The following is a 16,508-nucleotide window of genomic DNA, read 5'->3' on the forward strand; positions in this document are numbered from 1 at the left end:
CACCATGACACGCGACGCAGCGACCAAGCTTCAACTGCCGACTCCTCCCGCTGGTTTGGTGCAGGAGCTCGGCCAGACCATCGAGCGTCTGGGTAATCCGATCGGAGACGTGCTCGACGCCCTCGACGCCACTGTTCTGCTCCGGTTGCTGCAGCGCGTCCGCAGCCGTGACCGCATCAGGATGCTGCAGATCCTGCGAGTGCCTTCCGCCAGGCTCAGCCCGAGAGCGGCCGAGCAGTGTCTGACGACACTGCGCAAACGCAACCCCGAGTTGCAGCAAGGCGCTGCGGGCACGATCTCCGCCCCCACGCTCACTGCACTGGCCGGTGCCATCGACGACTACGAGCGACATGGCGACGATCAGAAGCTCGACGGTGCTGTCGCGGCGTTCTCCGAGTCCCGTCCGGAACTCATGCTGGCGGCCCTCTCGTTTCCCCTCGCCACTCCTGGCCACACGGCTCTTCTGCGCCATGCTCTGCAACGGTTCCCCATGCCGGCGTGGCCGAAGGACGACGTCCAGAGTGTCATCGACGCCTGCTCCGTCCTGGAGGGCGCGTGGCGTCCCCGCCTGCCCCATGCGTACGGTGCTCCCGTCACGGAGGCCGCCCCCGAAACCGTCGAGGGCACCGGCCCTGAGGCCGGAGCGTGGTCCGAGGGACGGGCACCAGAGTATGCCGACTGGAAACGCCGGGCTGAGGACTTGGAGGCGCTACTCGCCTCCGCGCGGTCCGCCGTATCCCGCGTCAGCACGCATCTGGTTGCGGAGCGAGCACCCACTCATGACGACTTGGACGCGCTCACGGCCCTGCGCACGGCCACGCTGGCCTTGCACGAAGATCTCAGAGTCTGGGCCTCTGCGGTCCCACTACCGAACCCGCTCGATGTCCGGGCACTGTCCACTGCGGCGAACACGGTCGCGGTCGAGCTGTCGGGGCGGGCCCGCCACCGTGCGGCGGTGCTGCGTGTGGTCGGACTCCAGGGCCCCCCGGGCAATGCTCCCCTGGAGGCCGTCCGGGCACAGGCGAACCGTCTGCTTGAGCTCGACGCTTCCGCAGCCGAAACGGAACACCTCCGGCTCCTGGTGGAGCTGGCCGACGCCAACGCCAGCGACGATGATTCCGCCGTCGATGACCTCCACGTCCTTCTCAAGGAAGCGTCTCAGGACATCAACAGCGTCGCCACGCTGATTCTGCGGGGGAAGGTTACCGCGCCAGCAGCCTCCGCGGATGGCGCCCCGGAGCCCACGGCGAGCACACCAGCCCCGCAATCGGCCACTCCTCCCACGACGACCGCACCTGCACCCGACACCGCTGCGGCTACTGACAGGCCACTCGCGCCTGTGCCGGATCCACAGCCCGAAGTGGCCTCACTTCCTTCCGTAGCCGCCCCGACCGTGGCCGAGCCCCCGATGGCTGAGGCAGCGGCGGACAGGGAAGAGACGACGGTTCCCATACCGCCCGCCGCTCAGCCCGGTCCACGGGAGCTCACTCCTGTCGCCACAGAGCTGATCCGGCGCCTGATCTCCTCGGATGAACTCGCGCTGGCAGGGCACGCGGCCCACGCAGATGGTCGTCTTCCCCTCCAGCAGGCACTGGTGACGCTCCACTTGGCCCACTGCGTGCGCTCCGAGACAGGGCCGTGCGCCAGTGCCCTGCGCGAACGAATCGACAAGGAAAGCAACCACCCCAGCGTGCCGGGCAAGGACGAGCGGATGCTGTTGCTCGCGTCCGCCCTGCGAGCGGCTCTCCTCACCGCTGACCCCAACGCCGGGGAGATGGTCAACGCGCTCTCCGACGCCTGCGCCGGGATGACGCACTTCCAGCAGCTCTGCCGTGCGGTGGGAACCGCCTCCGCGCGCGGCCAACTCACAGCGGTCGGCGGTCTCAACGTCCTGGAAGGCGTCAGCGAAGCCGACGCTGAAGTCAGCCGTGCCTCGGAAGACGCCCGCCTGCACCTCGCGGCGCCGCGGAGCCTCCACTTTCCCCGTGCGGAGAGGATCGTTCGTGAGTGGTGGAACCCCGACGGCCTGATCGGATCCCTGGTCACCGCGGCGGCTGATGACCGGCGTGACCGTGCCGATCAGGTGGCCGCCCAGATGCGCAAGCTCACACAGCCCGCGCTGAGCAAGGAACTCAAGTCCATCGATTATGAATTCCGCAAGGAGAACAAGGGTGCGGTGCTGCAGGGCGCCGCTCGTCGTCGCATCCTTGAATACGCGGTGGAGTCGCTAGATATCGTCAACACCTGGCTTCTGGCTACCCGCGCCGTAGCCCGCGGGCCCGTGCTGAACAGCGCTCTCACCAATCTGCGCCACGAGGTCCGAGCCCAGACTCAGGACGCCTACACCGAGCTGCGCGCACATGCCGACATGGACTCCCATCCGCTCAGTGCGACGATCACCAAGACGGTGCTCGACAGTGTCCAGACCACGATCCGACTGCTGGACGGCGCCACACTGCCCGGAGCCGAACCGACGCCGGACCAGGCTCTCCACGCTGACCTGCTGCGTTGCCACGAGTTGCCCTTGACGAGGACCCTGCGACCATCCCGCACGGTGACTCTCGACGACATCGAGCGCGCCTGGAACCGCTCGTGGACGGAGGCGGCACACGGACAGGCGAAGGCTGGCAACTTCGCCGCGGCCCGTGTCGCGGTTGAGGCAGCCGAGGGCGAGTCCGATGAGGACGACAACTGCCTTCGGAGCGCAATCGAGCAGGACCGGGGGCGTGCGCTGACCGAGGCACGCGTGGCGATCGACGGGGTCCGGGACAAAGTGGCGACCGCTACTCGGCAGGGCTGCCTTCCCGAACCGGGCCGCTCGGACATCACCACACGGATCGAGGCCGCTGAAGCCGATCTGGCGGGCGACGACTTCAGCGCCGTTCACCGGCAGCTCCACGAGATCGACGAGAGCATGCCCGAGCTGGCCAAGCTTGCCCGAGCAAATCTCATGCAGCGGGCCAGGGGGGAGATCAACAACGTGCGGGTCAGCGCCCCCGACGATGTGATGAAGAAGATTACGCAGCTTGCCGATGCGGGGGATCTGGCAACGGCGGAGGAGTACCTGCTCACGGCGCTCACCGGGGAGGACCCGCCCACCTCGGCGCCCGAAGACGACCTCGAACGCTTCTTCCCTTCGGTGCCCGACGGCCTCACCGAGGGCATCACACCGGAACTCGTCGAGGCCGTCGGGGCCGGCGGCTCTCACTTTGGCCTGGACTTCTCCCAGCTGCGTACCCGCGATCGGAACACCACCACCGAGACCCTCTGTTCCTGGGCTCAGCTCCTTGGGAACTGGCGCACCCAGAAGAACTACAACCACCCGCTCCGAGGCGCACTGCGCATCGCGGGCATCGAGTACGGCAGTGAACGCTCGGTCGGTGCCTACGCACCCAACCGCAAGTGGATCGAGCTGAGCGACGTCCACCTGCTGGGTGGATGCCGACTCCCCGCCTTCGGCTCTGAGGCTGGTGGCAGGCTGCGTGTACTCCTGACCCCCGATGTGTCGGATGTGACCACACTGATCGCGTGGGCGGACCAGGACACCAGCACGCTGCCCGTCCTCGTCGTCGTGCTGGGCACGCTGTCCGCGACATCCCGGCGTGGACTCGCCTTGCAGACAGCCAAGCAGCCCATGAAGCCCTTGCTGTGCCTGGATGCGGCAGCCCTGGCCTACTTGGCGTCCAAGGCCAACAACCAGTTCACCACCACGGAGCGCGTCCTCGCTCCATTCGCCGCCACCAACCCCTACCGCCCTGATGCCAACGAGTCGGTTCCCAGTGAGATGTTCTACGGACGCCAGCAGGAGCTCAACGACATCACTTCCACGACGGGTGCCCACCTCGTCTACGGGGGGCGTCAGCTCGGCAAGTCGGCACTTCTGCGAGCCGCCGCACGCCGTTTCGAGACAACGCTGGGGCACGTCGCCCTGTACATTCCGTTGCCCACCACCCTCGGTCTCGGTCAGAAGACGGACGAGCTGTGGGACATGATTAGCCGGGAACTCGACCGCAAGAACATCGCGCCGCCCCAGCAGACCCGGCGCGGAACGGCACAGCAGCGAGTCACCGCCGCCATCACCGGCTGGCTCGACGACGATTCCACCCGGCGCCTTCTCGTGCTGTTCGACGAGTGCGATATCTTCTTCGACGCCGAAGCCCAGGCGAGCTTCCCCCAGACGACGCGTCTGCGTGAACTCATGAGCACCACCTCACGCAGGTTCAAGCCCGTCTTCGCGGGCCTTCACCAGGTGCAGCGGTTCTCCGGACTGCCCAACCAGCCGCTCTACGAGGCCCACTTCGGCAAGCCCATAGTCATCGGGCCGCTGGCGCCCGCAGCGGCCTTTCGGCTCGTCAGGCAGCCCCTCGAAGCGCTGGGAATCCGGATCCCGGACGAGCTCGTTCACCGGATCCTCGCCTACTGCAACTACCACCCCAAGCTGCTCCAGCTCGTGGGGCAGGCACTCGTGCGGGCGTCCCTCAGCACCCGAGTAGCCACGCCTTCCGCGCCAGGCACTCCGCCGTGGCACGTCGACAACGCCGTTCTCGAACGCGTCATCGGATCACAGGACCTCACTCACCGGACGCGCAACACCATCAACCTCACCCTCGAACTGGATCCCCGCTACAAGCTCATCGCGCTCGTCGTGGCACTTGAAGCCCATTCGAGTGGCGTCGACCGTCGGATCACCACTCGGGCATTGAGTAAGGCGTGTGACGACTGGTGGCCGGAGGGGTTCACCGGACAAGGACCCGACGAATTCCGCGCGCTGTTGGAGGAGATGATCGGTCTTGGCATCCTTGCCGGCGATCCGCAGGGCTGGAGGTTGCGCTCGTCGAACGTCCTCCGTCTCCTCGGAAACCAGAGCGCCATCGAGGAGGCTTTGGAGAGCCATGACACATCCAAGCCGCTGACGAAGCTGACCGCGGCACAGGCACGGCGGCCCATCGCCGACGACGACAGCGTCAGCCCTCTCACCGAACAACAGCTCGCCCGTCTCACGACCCCGAGTAATGAGTTGCGAATCGTCATCGGAAGCGTCGCCACCAGACTGGACGCCGTCATCTCCGTTCTGAAGGACCAGCAGCACAGGGCCCCTTCCAAGTTGGAACCCATCGTCTTGTCCACAAAGCCGGCCCGCTACAAGGAGCTGCTCAGTACGGGCAAGCCGGGACCCCCGCACCGCATCGTGGTGTGGAGGCTCAGCCCGTCCAACGATGTCGAGAAGGCCAGGGCGAGGCTCCAACAGGTGGCCACGATCCAGCCGCCTTCGGGGGTCACCCGGACGGTTGTGGTACTCGCTGATGCCTGTAATCGGGAGCATCGTGACCTCGCCGCGGAGTTCGATCCCGACAATGTGCTGATTCCCTTGCGCCGGGTCACTCCCGAAGGGATCAGTAGTTGGGCCACCGACGTGGAGGCGCTCGTACCCTTTACGCAGACGGAAGCCCGCAACCAGCTCATGGACGCGACCGGTGGGTGGCCGATGCTCCTGGATGTCGCCCTCACGCAGGCACGTCGTGGCCGCCCCGTTCTCGGGATCTGCGAGAGCATCCGGAAAGAGGTCGAGTCCGGGCCACTCGGCACTGATTTCCTGGACGGACTGGGGCTCACGACCTCCTCTGATATGCGCGCGTTCCTGACTGGGTTGGTCGACCTCGATGAGCCCTTGCCATGGGATGACCTGGTGGAGCTTCTCCAGGATGACCATCCCGAACCCCACCAAGCTCTGGAACAGCTGCGCATGCTTGACGTCCTTGTCCAGGACGAGAAGCAGCTGTACCTTCTGGAGCCGACTGTTCACCGGGCCTGGTCATCTCGGTAGCCCGGCGTGGCGCCTGGTTGGGCGCCGCTGGCCCGAATCCAGAGTGTGTGGGGGCTGCTGGATTCGGTGCCAGTCGCTCAGGCCCGCTTGGTGGCAGCGGTGTACCGGGCCTCGGTACATCTGCACCGGGACGCCCTGCACGCCGGGCCCCGGCAGCTGCTGGCGCTGGATGCCGCCCGGTACGGGGACCGGGAGTTGTCTGCCCGGATCACCGCCGTGTCTGTGGACGAGGGGAGACACGCACGGTGGGGGCTTGAGTGGGCTACTGCCAGCCCGATCGACTGCCGATTGCGATACGCCCTGACCGCCTGGAACACGCCGTGCGTGGCAACAGCCGTGGTGGACGGCCGACCTGTCGCCGTCACCAACGGCGAATACGATGCCACGGCTCGTGTGCGGGACGTCGTAACAGGTGAGCGGATCGGCACCCCTCTCACGGGCCGCACCGGCACGGTGCACAACGTGTCGGTGGGGGTGGTGAACAGCCGTGCGGTCGTCATCACCGGCGGCTACGACGACTCCGGAAGCGGTGAGGTGACGCGGACCGGATAGTTGATCATGGCCGGGTGGTGGGGACGGTGACTCGTGCAGTGGGCCTCTTCCAACGTGAGGCGCCATCTTAGGGGCATCATCTGACCTAAGCTCAACACTAAGGAAGCCTCCGATGACGGTCTCGTCGTTGGGGGTCGCGATCGCACACCCCCGTCCGGTTGTGTTGATCTGCGGCAGACCCTCTGGCAGGGTGACGCTGCACTGGGCAGCGACTTCGATCTTGAGCAGGAGCAACGACCCAGTGCTGGTCAAGACGCGGCCGCAGTCTTCAAACGGGAGGGGTCCATGCTGAAGCAGGTCGCCGAGGGTGTACTGATCCATCAGAGTGAGTTGCTCGAGAACAACACCGTTGTCGTGCGTGGCAGGGACGGCGTGCTACTCGTAGACGTCGGGATTACCGGCGCCGAAATGACCTGCCTGGCGAACGACCTTCGTGAGCTGGGCCAGCCCGTGGTGGCAGGCTTCTCGACGCACCCTGACTGGGATCACGTGCTCTGGCATGCCGAACTCGGCGAAGCGCCTCGTTACGGCACAGCCCGCTGCGCGGCCTTCATGCGGGACGTGTTGTCGAACGCGGACTGGAAGGCCACCGTCGCCGAGGGGCTGCCGCCGGAAATCGCCGAGGATACGCCGCTGACCTCGTACGGCCTCATTACGGGCCTGCCCGCTGGAACCGCGCTGCTTCCTTGGGATGGCCCCACGGTGCGGATCATTGAGCATCCGGCGCATGCCCCGGGCCACGCGGCGCTGTTGATCGAGGAACGCCGAGTTCTCATCGCCGGCGACATGCTCTCCGATGTCTTCGTTCCCATGTTTGACGACACCGACAACCCGGTTGAGGACTACCTCGTCGGGCTGGGAGAGCTCGCGGCCGTAGCGGACGATATCGATGTCCTCATCCCCGGACATGGATCCGTCGCCAGGGACGAGGAGATACGCGCAAGGATCAAACTGGATCGAGCGTACGTGGAGGACCTACGTGACGCCCAGGTTTCCAGCGACCCACGGGTCGTATCACCCAAGCCTGGCTGGGAGTGGGCAAGCGACATTCACGAAGGACAGGCCCGAAGCCTCGCCCGAGGAAGCGAGCGCGAGGGGACGCTTGACGAGAGATCCGCTTCCGCCACAGGACGGCCCTGCGAGTAAACCGTTACCAAGGTGGTCTCATTGGACGTGAGTTAGATAGTCCTGCGCATTGAGGAAGTTCCTCGTAGACGGGTTCTCGACAAACATAACCCGTGTTCGCCAGGAGCCTTGCGCGCTTGTCTATCCGTCCTCGATGGATCTGCCCAGCTGTACCTCGCGGTTCCTGACCGGAAAACTGACGGCCAGGCGGCAGGAGATCGGGACGCGGTGGCGATGTCTTCCCGCTTCACGTCATGTCCTCCTCGCCCTGGCTCATCTGCGGTCGGGTGACACCTGGCCCTTCTCCACCGCGACGTTGTGACGTCCCCGCCCTCCGGCCGCTGCCCGTCCCGCTCCACACTCCCGCCAGCCGCACCTCTGCGTGATCTGACCAGAAAGAACCGCCTGTGGAACCGATGTCCCTCGCCGCCATCGCCAGCGTGACCGGCGGCACTCTCACCGACGTGCCGGACCCCGACACCCTCGTCACCGCACCCCTTGTCTTCGACTCACGTGCCGCCCGGCCCGGAAGCCTCTTCCTGGCTCTCGCCGGTGAGCAGACGGACGGGCACGCTTTCGCCGCGGACGCCGTGCGCGCCGGGGCCACCGCCGTCCTCGCTGCGCGCCCGGTGGGAGTGCCCGCCGTCGTCGTGGAGGACGTCCTGAAGGCGGCGGCCCGGCTCGCCGAGCACCTCGTCCGCTTCTGCCTGCCCGACACCACGATCGTGGCGATCACCGGCTCCGCCGGGAAGACCAGCACCAAGGACCTCATCGCCCAGCTCCTGGCCGCCTCCGGACCGACCGTCGCCACCGAGCAGTCCTTCAACAACGAGATCGGCCTGCCGGTCACCGTCAGCCGGGCCACCGCCGGGACGCGGCATCTGGTCCTGGAGATGGGCGCCCGCCACCTCGGCGACATCCAGGCTCTCACCACCGTGGCGCCGCCGGAGATCAGCGTCGTCACCAACGTCGGCACCGCCCACCTCGGCGAGTTCGGCAGTCAGGCCGCCATCGCCCAGGCCAAGGGCGAGATCGTCGAAGCCCTGCCTTCGCACGGCCTGGCCGTCCTCAACGCCGACGACCCGCTCGTCCGCGCCATGGGCGCGCGCACCAGCGCCCGGGTGGTCCTCTTCGGCGAGAGCGAGACCGCCACGGTCCGCGCCACCGACATCGTCCTCGACCCCGCGGGGCGACCGCACTACACCCTGACCACCCCGGCGGGCACCGCCCGCGTCCGGCTCCGCCTCGCCGGGAGCGTCCAGGTCCCCAACTCCCTGGCCGCCGCCGCGGTCGCCCTGGAGACCGGTCTCGGCGCCGACGACATCGCCGAACTCCTCAGTGCCGCCGCGCCGGTCTCCCGGTGGCGGATGGAGAGCACTACCCGGCCGGACGGCGTCACCATCGTCAACGACGCCTACAACGCCAACCCCGACTCCACGCGCTCCTCCCTCCAGACGCTGGCCGCCATGGGCCAGGCGGCCGACCGGCGGACCGTCGCTGTCCTGGGGCAGATGAACGAACTCGGAGCCGACTCCCGCGCCGCCCACGAGAGCATCGGCCGCACCGCCGCGTCCCTCGGCGTGGACCAGCTCGTCGTCATCGGCGGCGACGAGGCCCGCTGGATGCAGAAAGGGGCCAAGGCCGCCGGTCTGGGTGCCGTTCACCTGCCCGACCAGGACAGCGCCCTCGAACTCCTGCGACAGACCCTGCTCCCCGGGGACGTGGTGCTGGTCAAGGCAAGCCGCGACGTCCAGCTCCAGCACCTCGCCGAAGCCCTCCACACGACCACCCCGTAGCACTCCGCCGCACCCGGTGGCGGCCGGGTCGCCCCGCCCGCCACCGGGTCGTGACCGCGGGTCAGCGCCGCAGGCCGCGGTCGAGTGCGGCGATCAGTGAGCCCTGGGCGTCATCCCCGTCCAGGGACCAGACCATCACGCCGCCGAGACCGTTCCGCTGGGTGTAGCGGGCCTTCTGGGCGGCGGTGGCCGGGGTGTCGTACGTCCAGAACTCGGTGCCGTCGTACGTCCAGGCCGCGCCGTGCTTGCGGTCGGTGTGTACGGTGCCCGGCAGGTCCTTGATGGCCTTGTAGGGCAGCTGGCCGCCGCCGCGCGGGGACATGCCGGTGGCGGGCTGGTAGAGGCCGTTCTTCGTTCCGGCGGGCACTCCCGTCCAGCCGTAGCCCCAGGACGGCACCCCGAGCACCGCCTTGTGGGCCGGCAGGCCGCCGGCCAGGTAGTGCCGCACCACCCGGTCCGCGCTGTAGCTGTAGCCGATGCCGGACGGGTCGGCCGGGTCGGTGTAGAGGTTCGCCTGGTGGTTGGTCGGGCCCTGCGGTTCCCAGGAGCCGTGCATGGTGTAGGTCATCAGGTTGAGGTAGTCCACCTGGCGGGCGACCTTGCGCAGCTCCAGCCGGTCCGCGATGTCGGTGTTGGCGGCGACGGCCGCCGTCAGCAGGTGGCGTCCCCGTTCGCCGTCGCGCAGCGCGTCCAGCTGCCGCCGGAACTCGGCCAGCAGCAGGGTGAAGTTGCGGCCGTCCTCGGGGCGCACCGAGTTGTCCGGCAGACCGTCGCCGCCCGGGTGCTCCCAGTCGAGGTCGATGCCGTCGAAGACGCCCGCGCCGCTGCCCGGGCCGCCCTCCGGCGAGCCCAGCCGTGGCAGGTTGCCCTTGATGTAGAGGTCGACGCAGGAGGCCACGAACTTCTTGCGCGCGGCGTCCGTGGCGGCCACGTCCGAGAAGTACTTGGACCAGCCCCAGCCGCCGATCGAGATGACGGCCTTCAGATGGGGGTTCCTCGCCTTCAGCTTTCGCAGCTGGTTGAAGCTGCCTTTCAGCGGCTGGTCCCAGGTGTCGGCGACGCCGTCCACCGAGTCGGCCGCGCTGATCGGGCGCTGGTAGTCGGCCCAGGCGTCGGCCTGGTCGGCCAGGTTGTCCTCGAAGCAGGTGCCCTCGGGGGAGATATTGCCGAAGGCGTAGTTGATCACGGTCAGCTTCGCCGCCTGGCCCGAGTCCTGGACCTTCTTGGCGGAGAAGCCGCTGTAGACGCTCCACGCGGGGAAGTAGGCCACTCGGTGGCCGGGCAGCCGGCGGCTGTCGTCGTCATCGGCGTGAGCGGTCGTGGGGACCGCGACGAGCGAGGCGAGCAGAGCCGTCGCCAGGAACGCGGAGGTGCGTCTGAACATACTGGTGGCCTTGTCTGAGCGGGGTCAGATGGTCTGTACCAATCGCGAGAAGAGATCTAGTCCATCCGGGGGGTGCGCACAAGAGGCCGAACCGCATGAAGTGGCCTGACCCTCTGGTGAGGTGATGGCGCGTCAGTCACTCGGCCACACTGCGCGCACGGCGGAATGCCGCCGTGCTTGAGCCTCCACAGGTGAGGGGCCGTGATCTCGGCGAACTCCGCCACCAGCGGGGTGAGCCGGGAGCGTCGAGCCGGATCCTCGTACCTGACCCACCCCTCACGGGACCCGTGTCAATCGTTCACTTGCGGCCGTGGCGATGGTGCCCTCGGTCCGTGGCCGCTTCGTCCAGACAGCAGCGGACGAAGTCCTGGACGATGGGGTTGGTGTCGTCGGCGGGTGCCCAGGCCACGGCGACCTGGCTGGGGCTGACGCCGCTGACGGGACGGTAGGTGACGCCGGGGCGGACGTAGAAACGGGCTGAGGATTCGGGGGTGAGTGCGATGCCGTAGCCGTTGGCGATCGCGCTGAGCCAGTCGTCGGGCTGGTCGACGACGGCACCGACGCGGACCGGGTTGCCCTCGCGTTCGTCGGTGGCCAGCCAGTACTCCCGCCACCGGCCTGTTTCCGGTGGGGCTGCCACGAACGGCTCCTCCCACAGGTCCCGGAAGGGGATCAGGTCCCGCGTGGCGAACGGGTGGGCTGTGGGAAGCGCGACCCAGCGGTCCTCGGTGAACAGCACCTCCACGCGCACGGCGTCCTGGCCTGGGAAGGGCAGCCGCAGCAGAGCGGCATCGACATCCGAACCGGCGAGTCCGGCTGTCGGGTTCGACCACGCGGCCTGCCGCATATCGACCCTCCAGCCCGGCCGACGACGTGCGAACGACGCGATGATCCGCTGGGTGGCCTCGTTGGCGGCGCTGGCCACAAAGCCGACCCGCAGCACACGGGCCGCTTGGGCGGCCGCGCTCTTCGTCTCCCGCGCCGCACGGTCCCAGTCGGCCAGCAGCGCGGGCACCCGTGCCACCAGTGCCCGGCCCGGCTCGGTGAGGGCCATGCCGGCCCGGGACCGGGTGAACAGCGTGACGCCGAGCTGGGTCTCCAGTTGCCTGATCTGCTTCGTCAGCGCCGGTTGGGACACGAACAGCCGTTCCGCGGCTCGGGTGAGGGTCCCCTCCGCCGCTACGGTGGCGAAGTAGCGCAACAGCCGGGTGTCGACATCCATGCCGCCAGGTTATAGAAGCAGGTATTGGATGCGAACGCAGGGCTCGTCGAGAGTGATTCCGAGAGCCGGGAGCGATCCGGGGAGACGAGCGGTGGCTCACCCCGCCAGGAGGCGGGGGAGATGCCAGGTCCGGCTCCGGGCCCGGAAGCCGCCTCGACGGCGGGAGAGACCCATGATGCGGAGAAGTCCATGACGAACACCGTTCAGCCGACCGCCCCCGACCAGCCGCTGCTGCGGCGGGCTGACTTCGGGAACCTCGCGCTGCCCAACCGGGTGGTGATGGCCTCGGTCACCCGTGCTCGCGCGGCCAACGAAGGGCTGGTGCCAACGGAACTGCACGCCGCGTACTACGCCCAGCGGGCCGCCGCCGGGCTGATCATCACCGAGGGGACCTGGGTCTGCGAGCAGGCCATCGGCTTCGCCGACGTCCCCGGCGTCTACAGTGACGAGCAGGTCGCCGGGTGGCGGCGGGTCACCGACGTCGTCCACGCGCTCGGTGGCCGTATCGTGCTCCAGCTCTGGCACAGCGGGGCCGTATCGCACCCCGATCACCTCCGGGGGGAGCTGCCCGCCGGGCCGTCCGCGGTCAACCCCCGGGAGCGGTCCTTTACGGCGCGCGGCTTCCAGGAGACCGTCGTTCCGCGCGAGATGAGCGTCGCGGACATCGAGCGCACCATCGCCGACTACCGCTCGGCCGCGGCGAACGCACGGCGCGCGGGGTTCGACGGCGTCGAGATCCATGCCGTCGGCCCCTTCCTCATACCGCAGTTCCTCAATCCCCGGCTGAACCGCCGCACCGACTCCTACGGCGGGAGCCCCGCCGGGCGGCGACGCCTGCTGCTGGAGATCATCGATGCCGTCGCCGAGCCATGGGACAGTCGCGGCGTCGGTGTCCGGCTCTCGCCCTACTGGAATGTCGGCGCATTGTTCACCCCCGACGACCGGACCCTCGCGGACTACGACGAGCTGGTGACGGAGCTGCGCGACCGGCCCGTGATGTATCTGCACCTCCAGGGGCGGCAGCCCGCTGCTTCAGGCGATGCCCCCCACGTCGAGGCGTTCGCCCGCTACCGACGACTGTTCGACGGCCCCCTGATCGCCAACCTCGGTTTCGGCCACGGCTCCGGTAACGCGGTCATCGAAGCGGGCATCGCGGCCGCGGTCTCGTTCGCCAGGCACTTCATCGCCAACCCCGACCTCGTCGCCCGCTTCGCGCTCAACCGCGACCTGGCGGTCGGGGACCCGCTCACCTACTACTCGGGCGACGTGACCGGCTATCTCGACTACCGATGGTCAGCTGGCACGGCGACACCCGTTCCTGAGTTCGCCGGGCGTGGGCTCCTTGCCGGGACCGCCGTCGACCGCTGTCCCCGGAACTCTCCGGTGGCCAGCGTCAGCGAGCCTCCATCGCCCACGCCCTCGCCGCGGACCCGGATGTTCTCCTGTGTGACGAGGTCACCTCCGCGCTGGACACCTCCACCGCCGGGGTCATCATGGACCTGCTGGGTCCCCCTGTGCGGCCCCACGCACGGCTTGTTCCACATCGCCTACGAGGGTGACCCGGCCACCATCGCCAGGATCGGGATCGGGCATGATCGATTCCGGGTCCACGAGGTAGACCTCGTGACCATCCAGCGTGAGCCGGCGCACGACCTCCAGCAACATGCGCCGTGCCACGTCATCGATCGAATAGACCATCGTGAGGTCCAGAGCCACCCTGACTTCCGCGGGGGCGGTGTTCACGACCTCCCGGACAACTCTCTCGGCTCCGGCGAAACCGATCCCGCCTTGCAGCTGGAGGACCCGGACCGCATGCGGGCCGCTGCCGATGACATGGCTGGACCGCACGATGGCACGCGCGGCGGCCGGGACCTCCATCACATGCAGCCCCATGTCAGAGGAGAACCTCCCGAACAGCGACACTCCGCGGACACTGTTCCCGTGGGAGTCCAGCCGTGGTGAGAACGTGGCGATGCCGATCTGGCCGGGGAGCGCGCCGATCAAGCCCCCGGACACGCCACTCTTCGCCGGAATGCCGACCTGGGTCGCCCAGTCGCCGGCCGCGTCGTACATTCCGCAGGTGGACATGACGCTCAGCACCTGACGCACCACCGGTTCGCTGACCACTCGCTCGCCCGAGAGGGGATTGACGCCGCGATTGGCCAGCGTCGCCGCCATCATGGCCAGATCCCGCGCGGTGACGAGCACAGAGCACTGGCGGATGTAGCCCTCGACGACGGCCCTGGGGTCCTCGGTGAGGATGCCGTAGCCGCGGAGCATATACGCGATGGCGAGATTGCGGTGCGCGTGCTCCATCTCCGACACGCACACCGCTTCGTCCAATCTCAGCCCACGGCCGGCGAACGCCGAAAGGCCGCGGACCACGCGCTCCACGCGTTCCGCCGGACTCATGTCCTCCTGGCCGACCAGCGAGTGAGCGGTGATCGCACCAGCGTTGATCATGGGATTGAAAGGGCGCCCGGTATCACGTTCGAGGGAGATCTGGTTGAACGCCTCTCCCGATGGCTCGACACCGACGCGTGCGAGCACCGGGCCGAAGCCGCGATCGGCCAGCGCCAGCGCGTACGCGAACGGTTTGGAGATCGACTGGATCGTGAACTCGGTGTCGATGTCACCGGCACCGTAGACCTCGCCGTCAACGGTGGCGAAGACCGCACCGAGGCGCTCCGGGTCCGCTGTCGCGAGCTCGGGGATGTAGTCCGCCCGCTCTCCGGACGTGTCCGACTCGACATCTCCGAGGGCCTCGGCCAGATAGTCGGGAATGACCGACCGCATGAGTTCTCCTCCGTACCTCTGCTCGCCGTCATCGTCGGCCTTGGCTGCCCCGTGGCGTTGGACCGCCCCTGGTACGTTACCCGGCCCGCACACGGCCGCTCGTACTCCTACGGCCCTGCCCAGGGGCCCTGTCATGGCCCCGCCGGACGCGGGCCGCCCTGGAATGGGCGGTCCGCCGGTTGAGCCGGCCGGCCGGACCCGTGGCGATCCGCGGCCGAAGTCGTTGACGATGCCGGGCCGTCCGGGTGTTCAGCGTGGCTGCTGCTCGGTGATCACGGCCCAGTCGTCCGCCCCGTGTCCGTCGGCGATCGTCTGGTCGAACACGCCCCTGAGCAGTTCGCCGAAGGGGAGCGGGACCTGCTGGGCGGCCGCCGCGTCGAGGGCGAGATGGAGGTCCTTGCGCCCGAGGGCCGCGGTGAAGCCGGCCGGCTGGTACCTCCGCTCCGCGATCATGGTTCCGTACCCGGAGTAGACCGGGCCGGGGAAGAGCGTCGAGGACAGCAGCTCCGCGAACTCGCCCGGATCGGCCCCGGCCGCCTCGGCGACGCTGACAGCTTCCCCGAGGGACTGGATGGCGCAGGCGATCAGATAGTTGCCCAGGACCTTCGCGGTGTTGGCCTGTTCGGGGCGCTCGCCCAGCCGCCAGGTCCGCTGCCCGATCACCTCGAAGAAGGGCTGCGCCCGGTCGACGAGACCGGGCTCTCCCGCGGCGAGGATGTTCAGCGCACCGGCCTCCGCCACCGGGACCCGCCCGAACACCGGGGCGGCGACATAACCGAGTCCGTGCGCGCCGTGTTCCTCGGCGGCGCGGCGGGCCAGTTCGACGCTCACCGTGGCCATGTTGACGTGGAGCGCCCCGGGCCGGGCCTGGTCGAGGACCCCGGAGTCGAGGAAGGTCTCGGCGAAGGCGTTGTCGTCGGAGAGGACCGAGAGCACCACCGGGCATGCGAGGGCCTCCGCGACGGACCCGGCCCGGCGGGCACCGTCCCCGACGAGTTCCTCCGCGGGCCCCGGCGAACGGTTCCACACCACGACCTCGTGTCCCGCCCGCACCAGATTGCGGGCGATGGCCCGCCCCATCCCGCCCAGACCGACGACGGCAACCTCGCCCATACCTCATCCTCTCCATCCGAACCACCCGAGAGCAGGCGGCCCACCAGATCTCACCATCCACAACCGTGCCCTGTGTCGGCCAGTCATCGCTGTGTTCCGGGAGCGACAGGACGTCGACGAAGCCTCCGACCAGGGCGATGTCCACGAAGATCCCGATCGCGCCAGGCGGGGGTCTCCGCGACAGCACCCTCGAACGCCCGCCCGAAGCGCAGCTCCATCCGGATCAGAGCCCACTCGGGTCTGACACCACCAGCGCATTCTCACACTCCCATCCCGGTCGGGAGCGAATGCGCCCGGGGGGCAGGGCCGTATGGGTGTCGCACGGGATGGACAGGGTCCCCGCAGCGGCGGAACCAGGGGTCTGCAGAGGAACCGGTCCCGCCGAGCGCCTTCAGTGAGGATGGCCACCTCAGGGTCACCATTCCGCTCTTCTCCGACGGCAGGGGCAACGGCGCCTGGTCACACCACACCTCGGCGAAGACACGAAGGGCGGCAAGGCGAGCGTGACCGTGTACGACGCCTATCGTGGCAAGTAGGCAAGTAGGCAAGTAGGCAAGTAGGCACGACGCACCGCCCGGTCGTGCGGGGTCAACTCGCCCAGCGACTCCTCCGCAACGGAGCGGGGGCCGTCGTCGGTGAAGGCCTGCTCCAGGACGCCGACCCGTACGACGGCACCGAGGCGCCCGGGACGTCCCG

At 68.5% G+C, this 16,508-nt stretch carries 8 protein-coding genes and 2 pseudogenes; 6 read left to right on the forward strand and 4 right to left on the reverse strand.

Annotated features, from left to right (window positions below; genetic code table 11):
- Nucleotides 1–4 precede the first annotated feature (4 nt).
- The 4 genes from ACFVIM_RS00220 to murF all read left to right on the forward strand — a co-directional run bounded on the left by ACFVIM_RS00220 (nt 5) and on the right by murF (nt 9,297).
- Nucleotides 5–5,824 (forward strand): hypothetical protein, encoded by a 5,820-nt coding sequence (locus ACFVIM_RS00220; RefSeq protein ID WP_384296839.1) that lies wholly within the window; start codon nt 5–7, stop codon nt 5,822–5,824.
- 90 nt (nt 5,825–5,914) lie between these two features.
- On the forward strand, nt 5,915–6,376 hold the full coding sequence (locus tag ACFVIM_RS00225) for a hypothetical protein (protein ID WP_384296841.1): 462 nt from the start codon (nt 5,915–5,917) through the stop codon (nt 6,374–6,376).
- A 285-nt stretch (nt 6,377–6,661) separates the two neighbouring features.
- A complete protein-coding gene (locus ACFVIM_RS00230) occupies nt 6,662–7,522 on the forward strand; it encodes an MBL fold metallo-hydrolase (RefSeq protein ID WP_384296842.1) in 861 nt (286 codons plus the stop codon).
- Nucleotides 7,523–7,908: 386 nt separating this feature from the next.
- Nucleotides 7,909–9,297: a UDP-N-acetylmuramoyl-tripeptide--D-alanyl-D-alanine ligase gene (gene murF / locus ACFVIM_RS00235; protein WP_384296844.1), complete on the forward strand. Its 1,389-nt coding sequence runs from the start codon at nt 7,909–7,911 to the stop codon at nt 9,295–9,297.
- A gap of 61 nt (nt 9,298–9,358) precedes the next feature.
- Here the strand turns inward: murF and ACFVIM_RS00240 are convergent, their stop codons facing one another.
- Nucleotides 9,359–10,681, reverse strand: a complete 1,323-nt coding sequence (locus ACFVIM_RS00240; protein ID WP_384296845.1) for a glycoside hydrolase family 18 protein — start codon at nt 10,679–10,681, stop codon at nt 9,359–9,361.
- A gap of 298 nt (nt 10,682–10,979) precedes the next feature.
- On the reverse strand, nt 10,980–11,903 hold the full coding sequence (locus ACFVIM_RS00245; RefSeq protein WP_384296847.1) for a LysR family transcriptional regulator: 924 nt from the start codon (nt 11,901–11,903) through the stop codon (nt 10,980–10,982).
- Nucleotides 11,904–12,092: 189 nt separating this feature from the next.
- On the opposite strand from ACFVIM_RS00245, the pseudogene ACFVIM_RS00250 reads away from it, so the two are divergent.
- Together ACFVIM_RS00250 and ACFVIM_RS00255 are read left to right on the forward strand one after the other, a co-directional pair.
- Nucleotides 12,093–13,115: pseudogene (locus ACFVIM_RS00250) on the forward strand (alkene reductase); the annotation flags it as partial.
- 161 nt (nt 13,116–13,276) lie between these two features.
- A pseudogene (locus ACFVIM_RS00255) lies at nt 13,277–13,408 on the forward strand (ATP-binding cassette domain-containing protein); the annotation flags it as partial.
- Here ACFVIM_RS00255 and ACFVIM_RS00260 read toward each other — a convergent pair.
- Both ACFVIM_RS00260 and ACFVIM_RS00265 read right to left on the reverse strand, forming a co-directional pair.
- Nucleotides 13,395–14,699 carry a glutaminase gene (locus ACFVIM_RS00260; protein ID WP_384296848.1) on the reverse strand — a complete coding sequence of 435 codons (1,305 nt, stop codon included), beginning with the start codon at nt 14,697–14,699 and terminating at the stop codon, nt 13,395–13,397. The pseudogene ACFVIM_RS00255 and the gene ACFVIM_RS00260 sit on opposite strands and share 14 nt — an antisense overlap.
- A gap of 249 nt (nt 14,700–14,948) precedes the next feature.
- Nucleotides 14,949–15,812 carry an NAD(P)-dependent oxidoreductase gene (locus ACFVIM_RS00265; RefSeq protein ID WP_384296850.1) on the reverse strand — a complete coding sequence of 288 codons (864 nt, stop codon included), beginning with the start codon at nt 15,810–15,812 and terminating at the stop codon, nt 14,949–14,951.
- Nucleotides 15,813–16,508 lie beyond the last annotated feature (696 nt).

The organism is Streptomyces sp. NPDC057638, assembly GCF_042800315.1.
GTDB lineage: Bacteria > Actinomycetota > Actinomycetes > Streptomycetales > Streptomycetaceae > Streptomyces.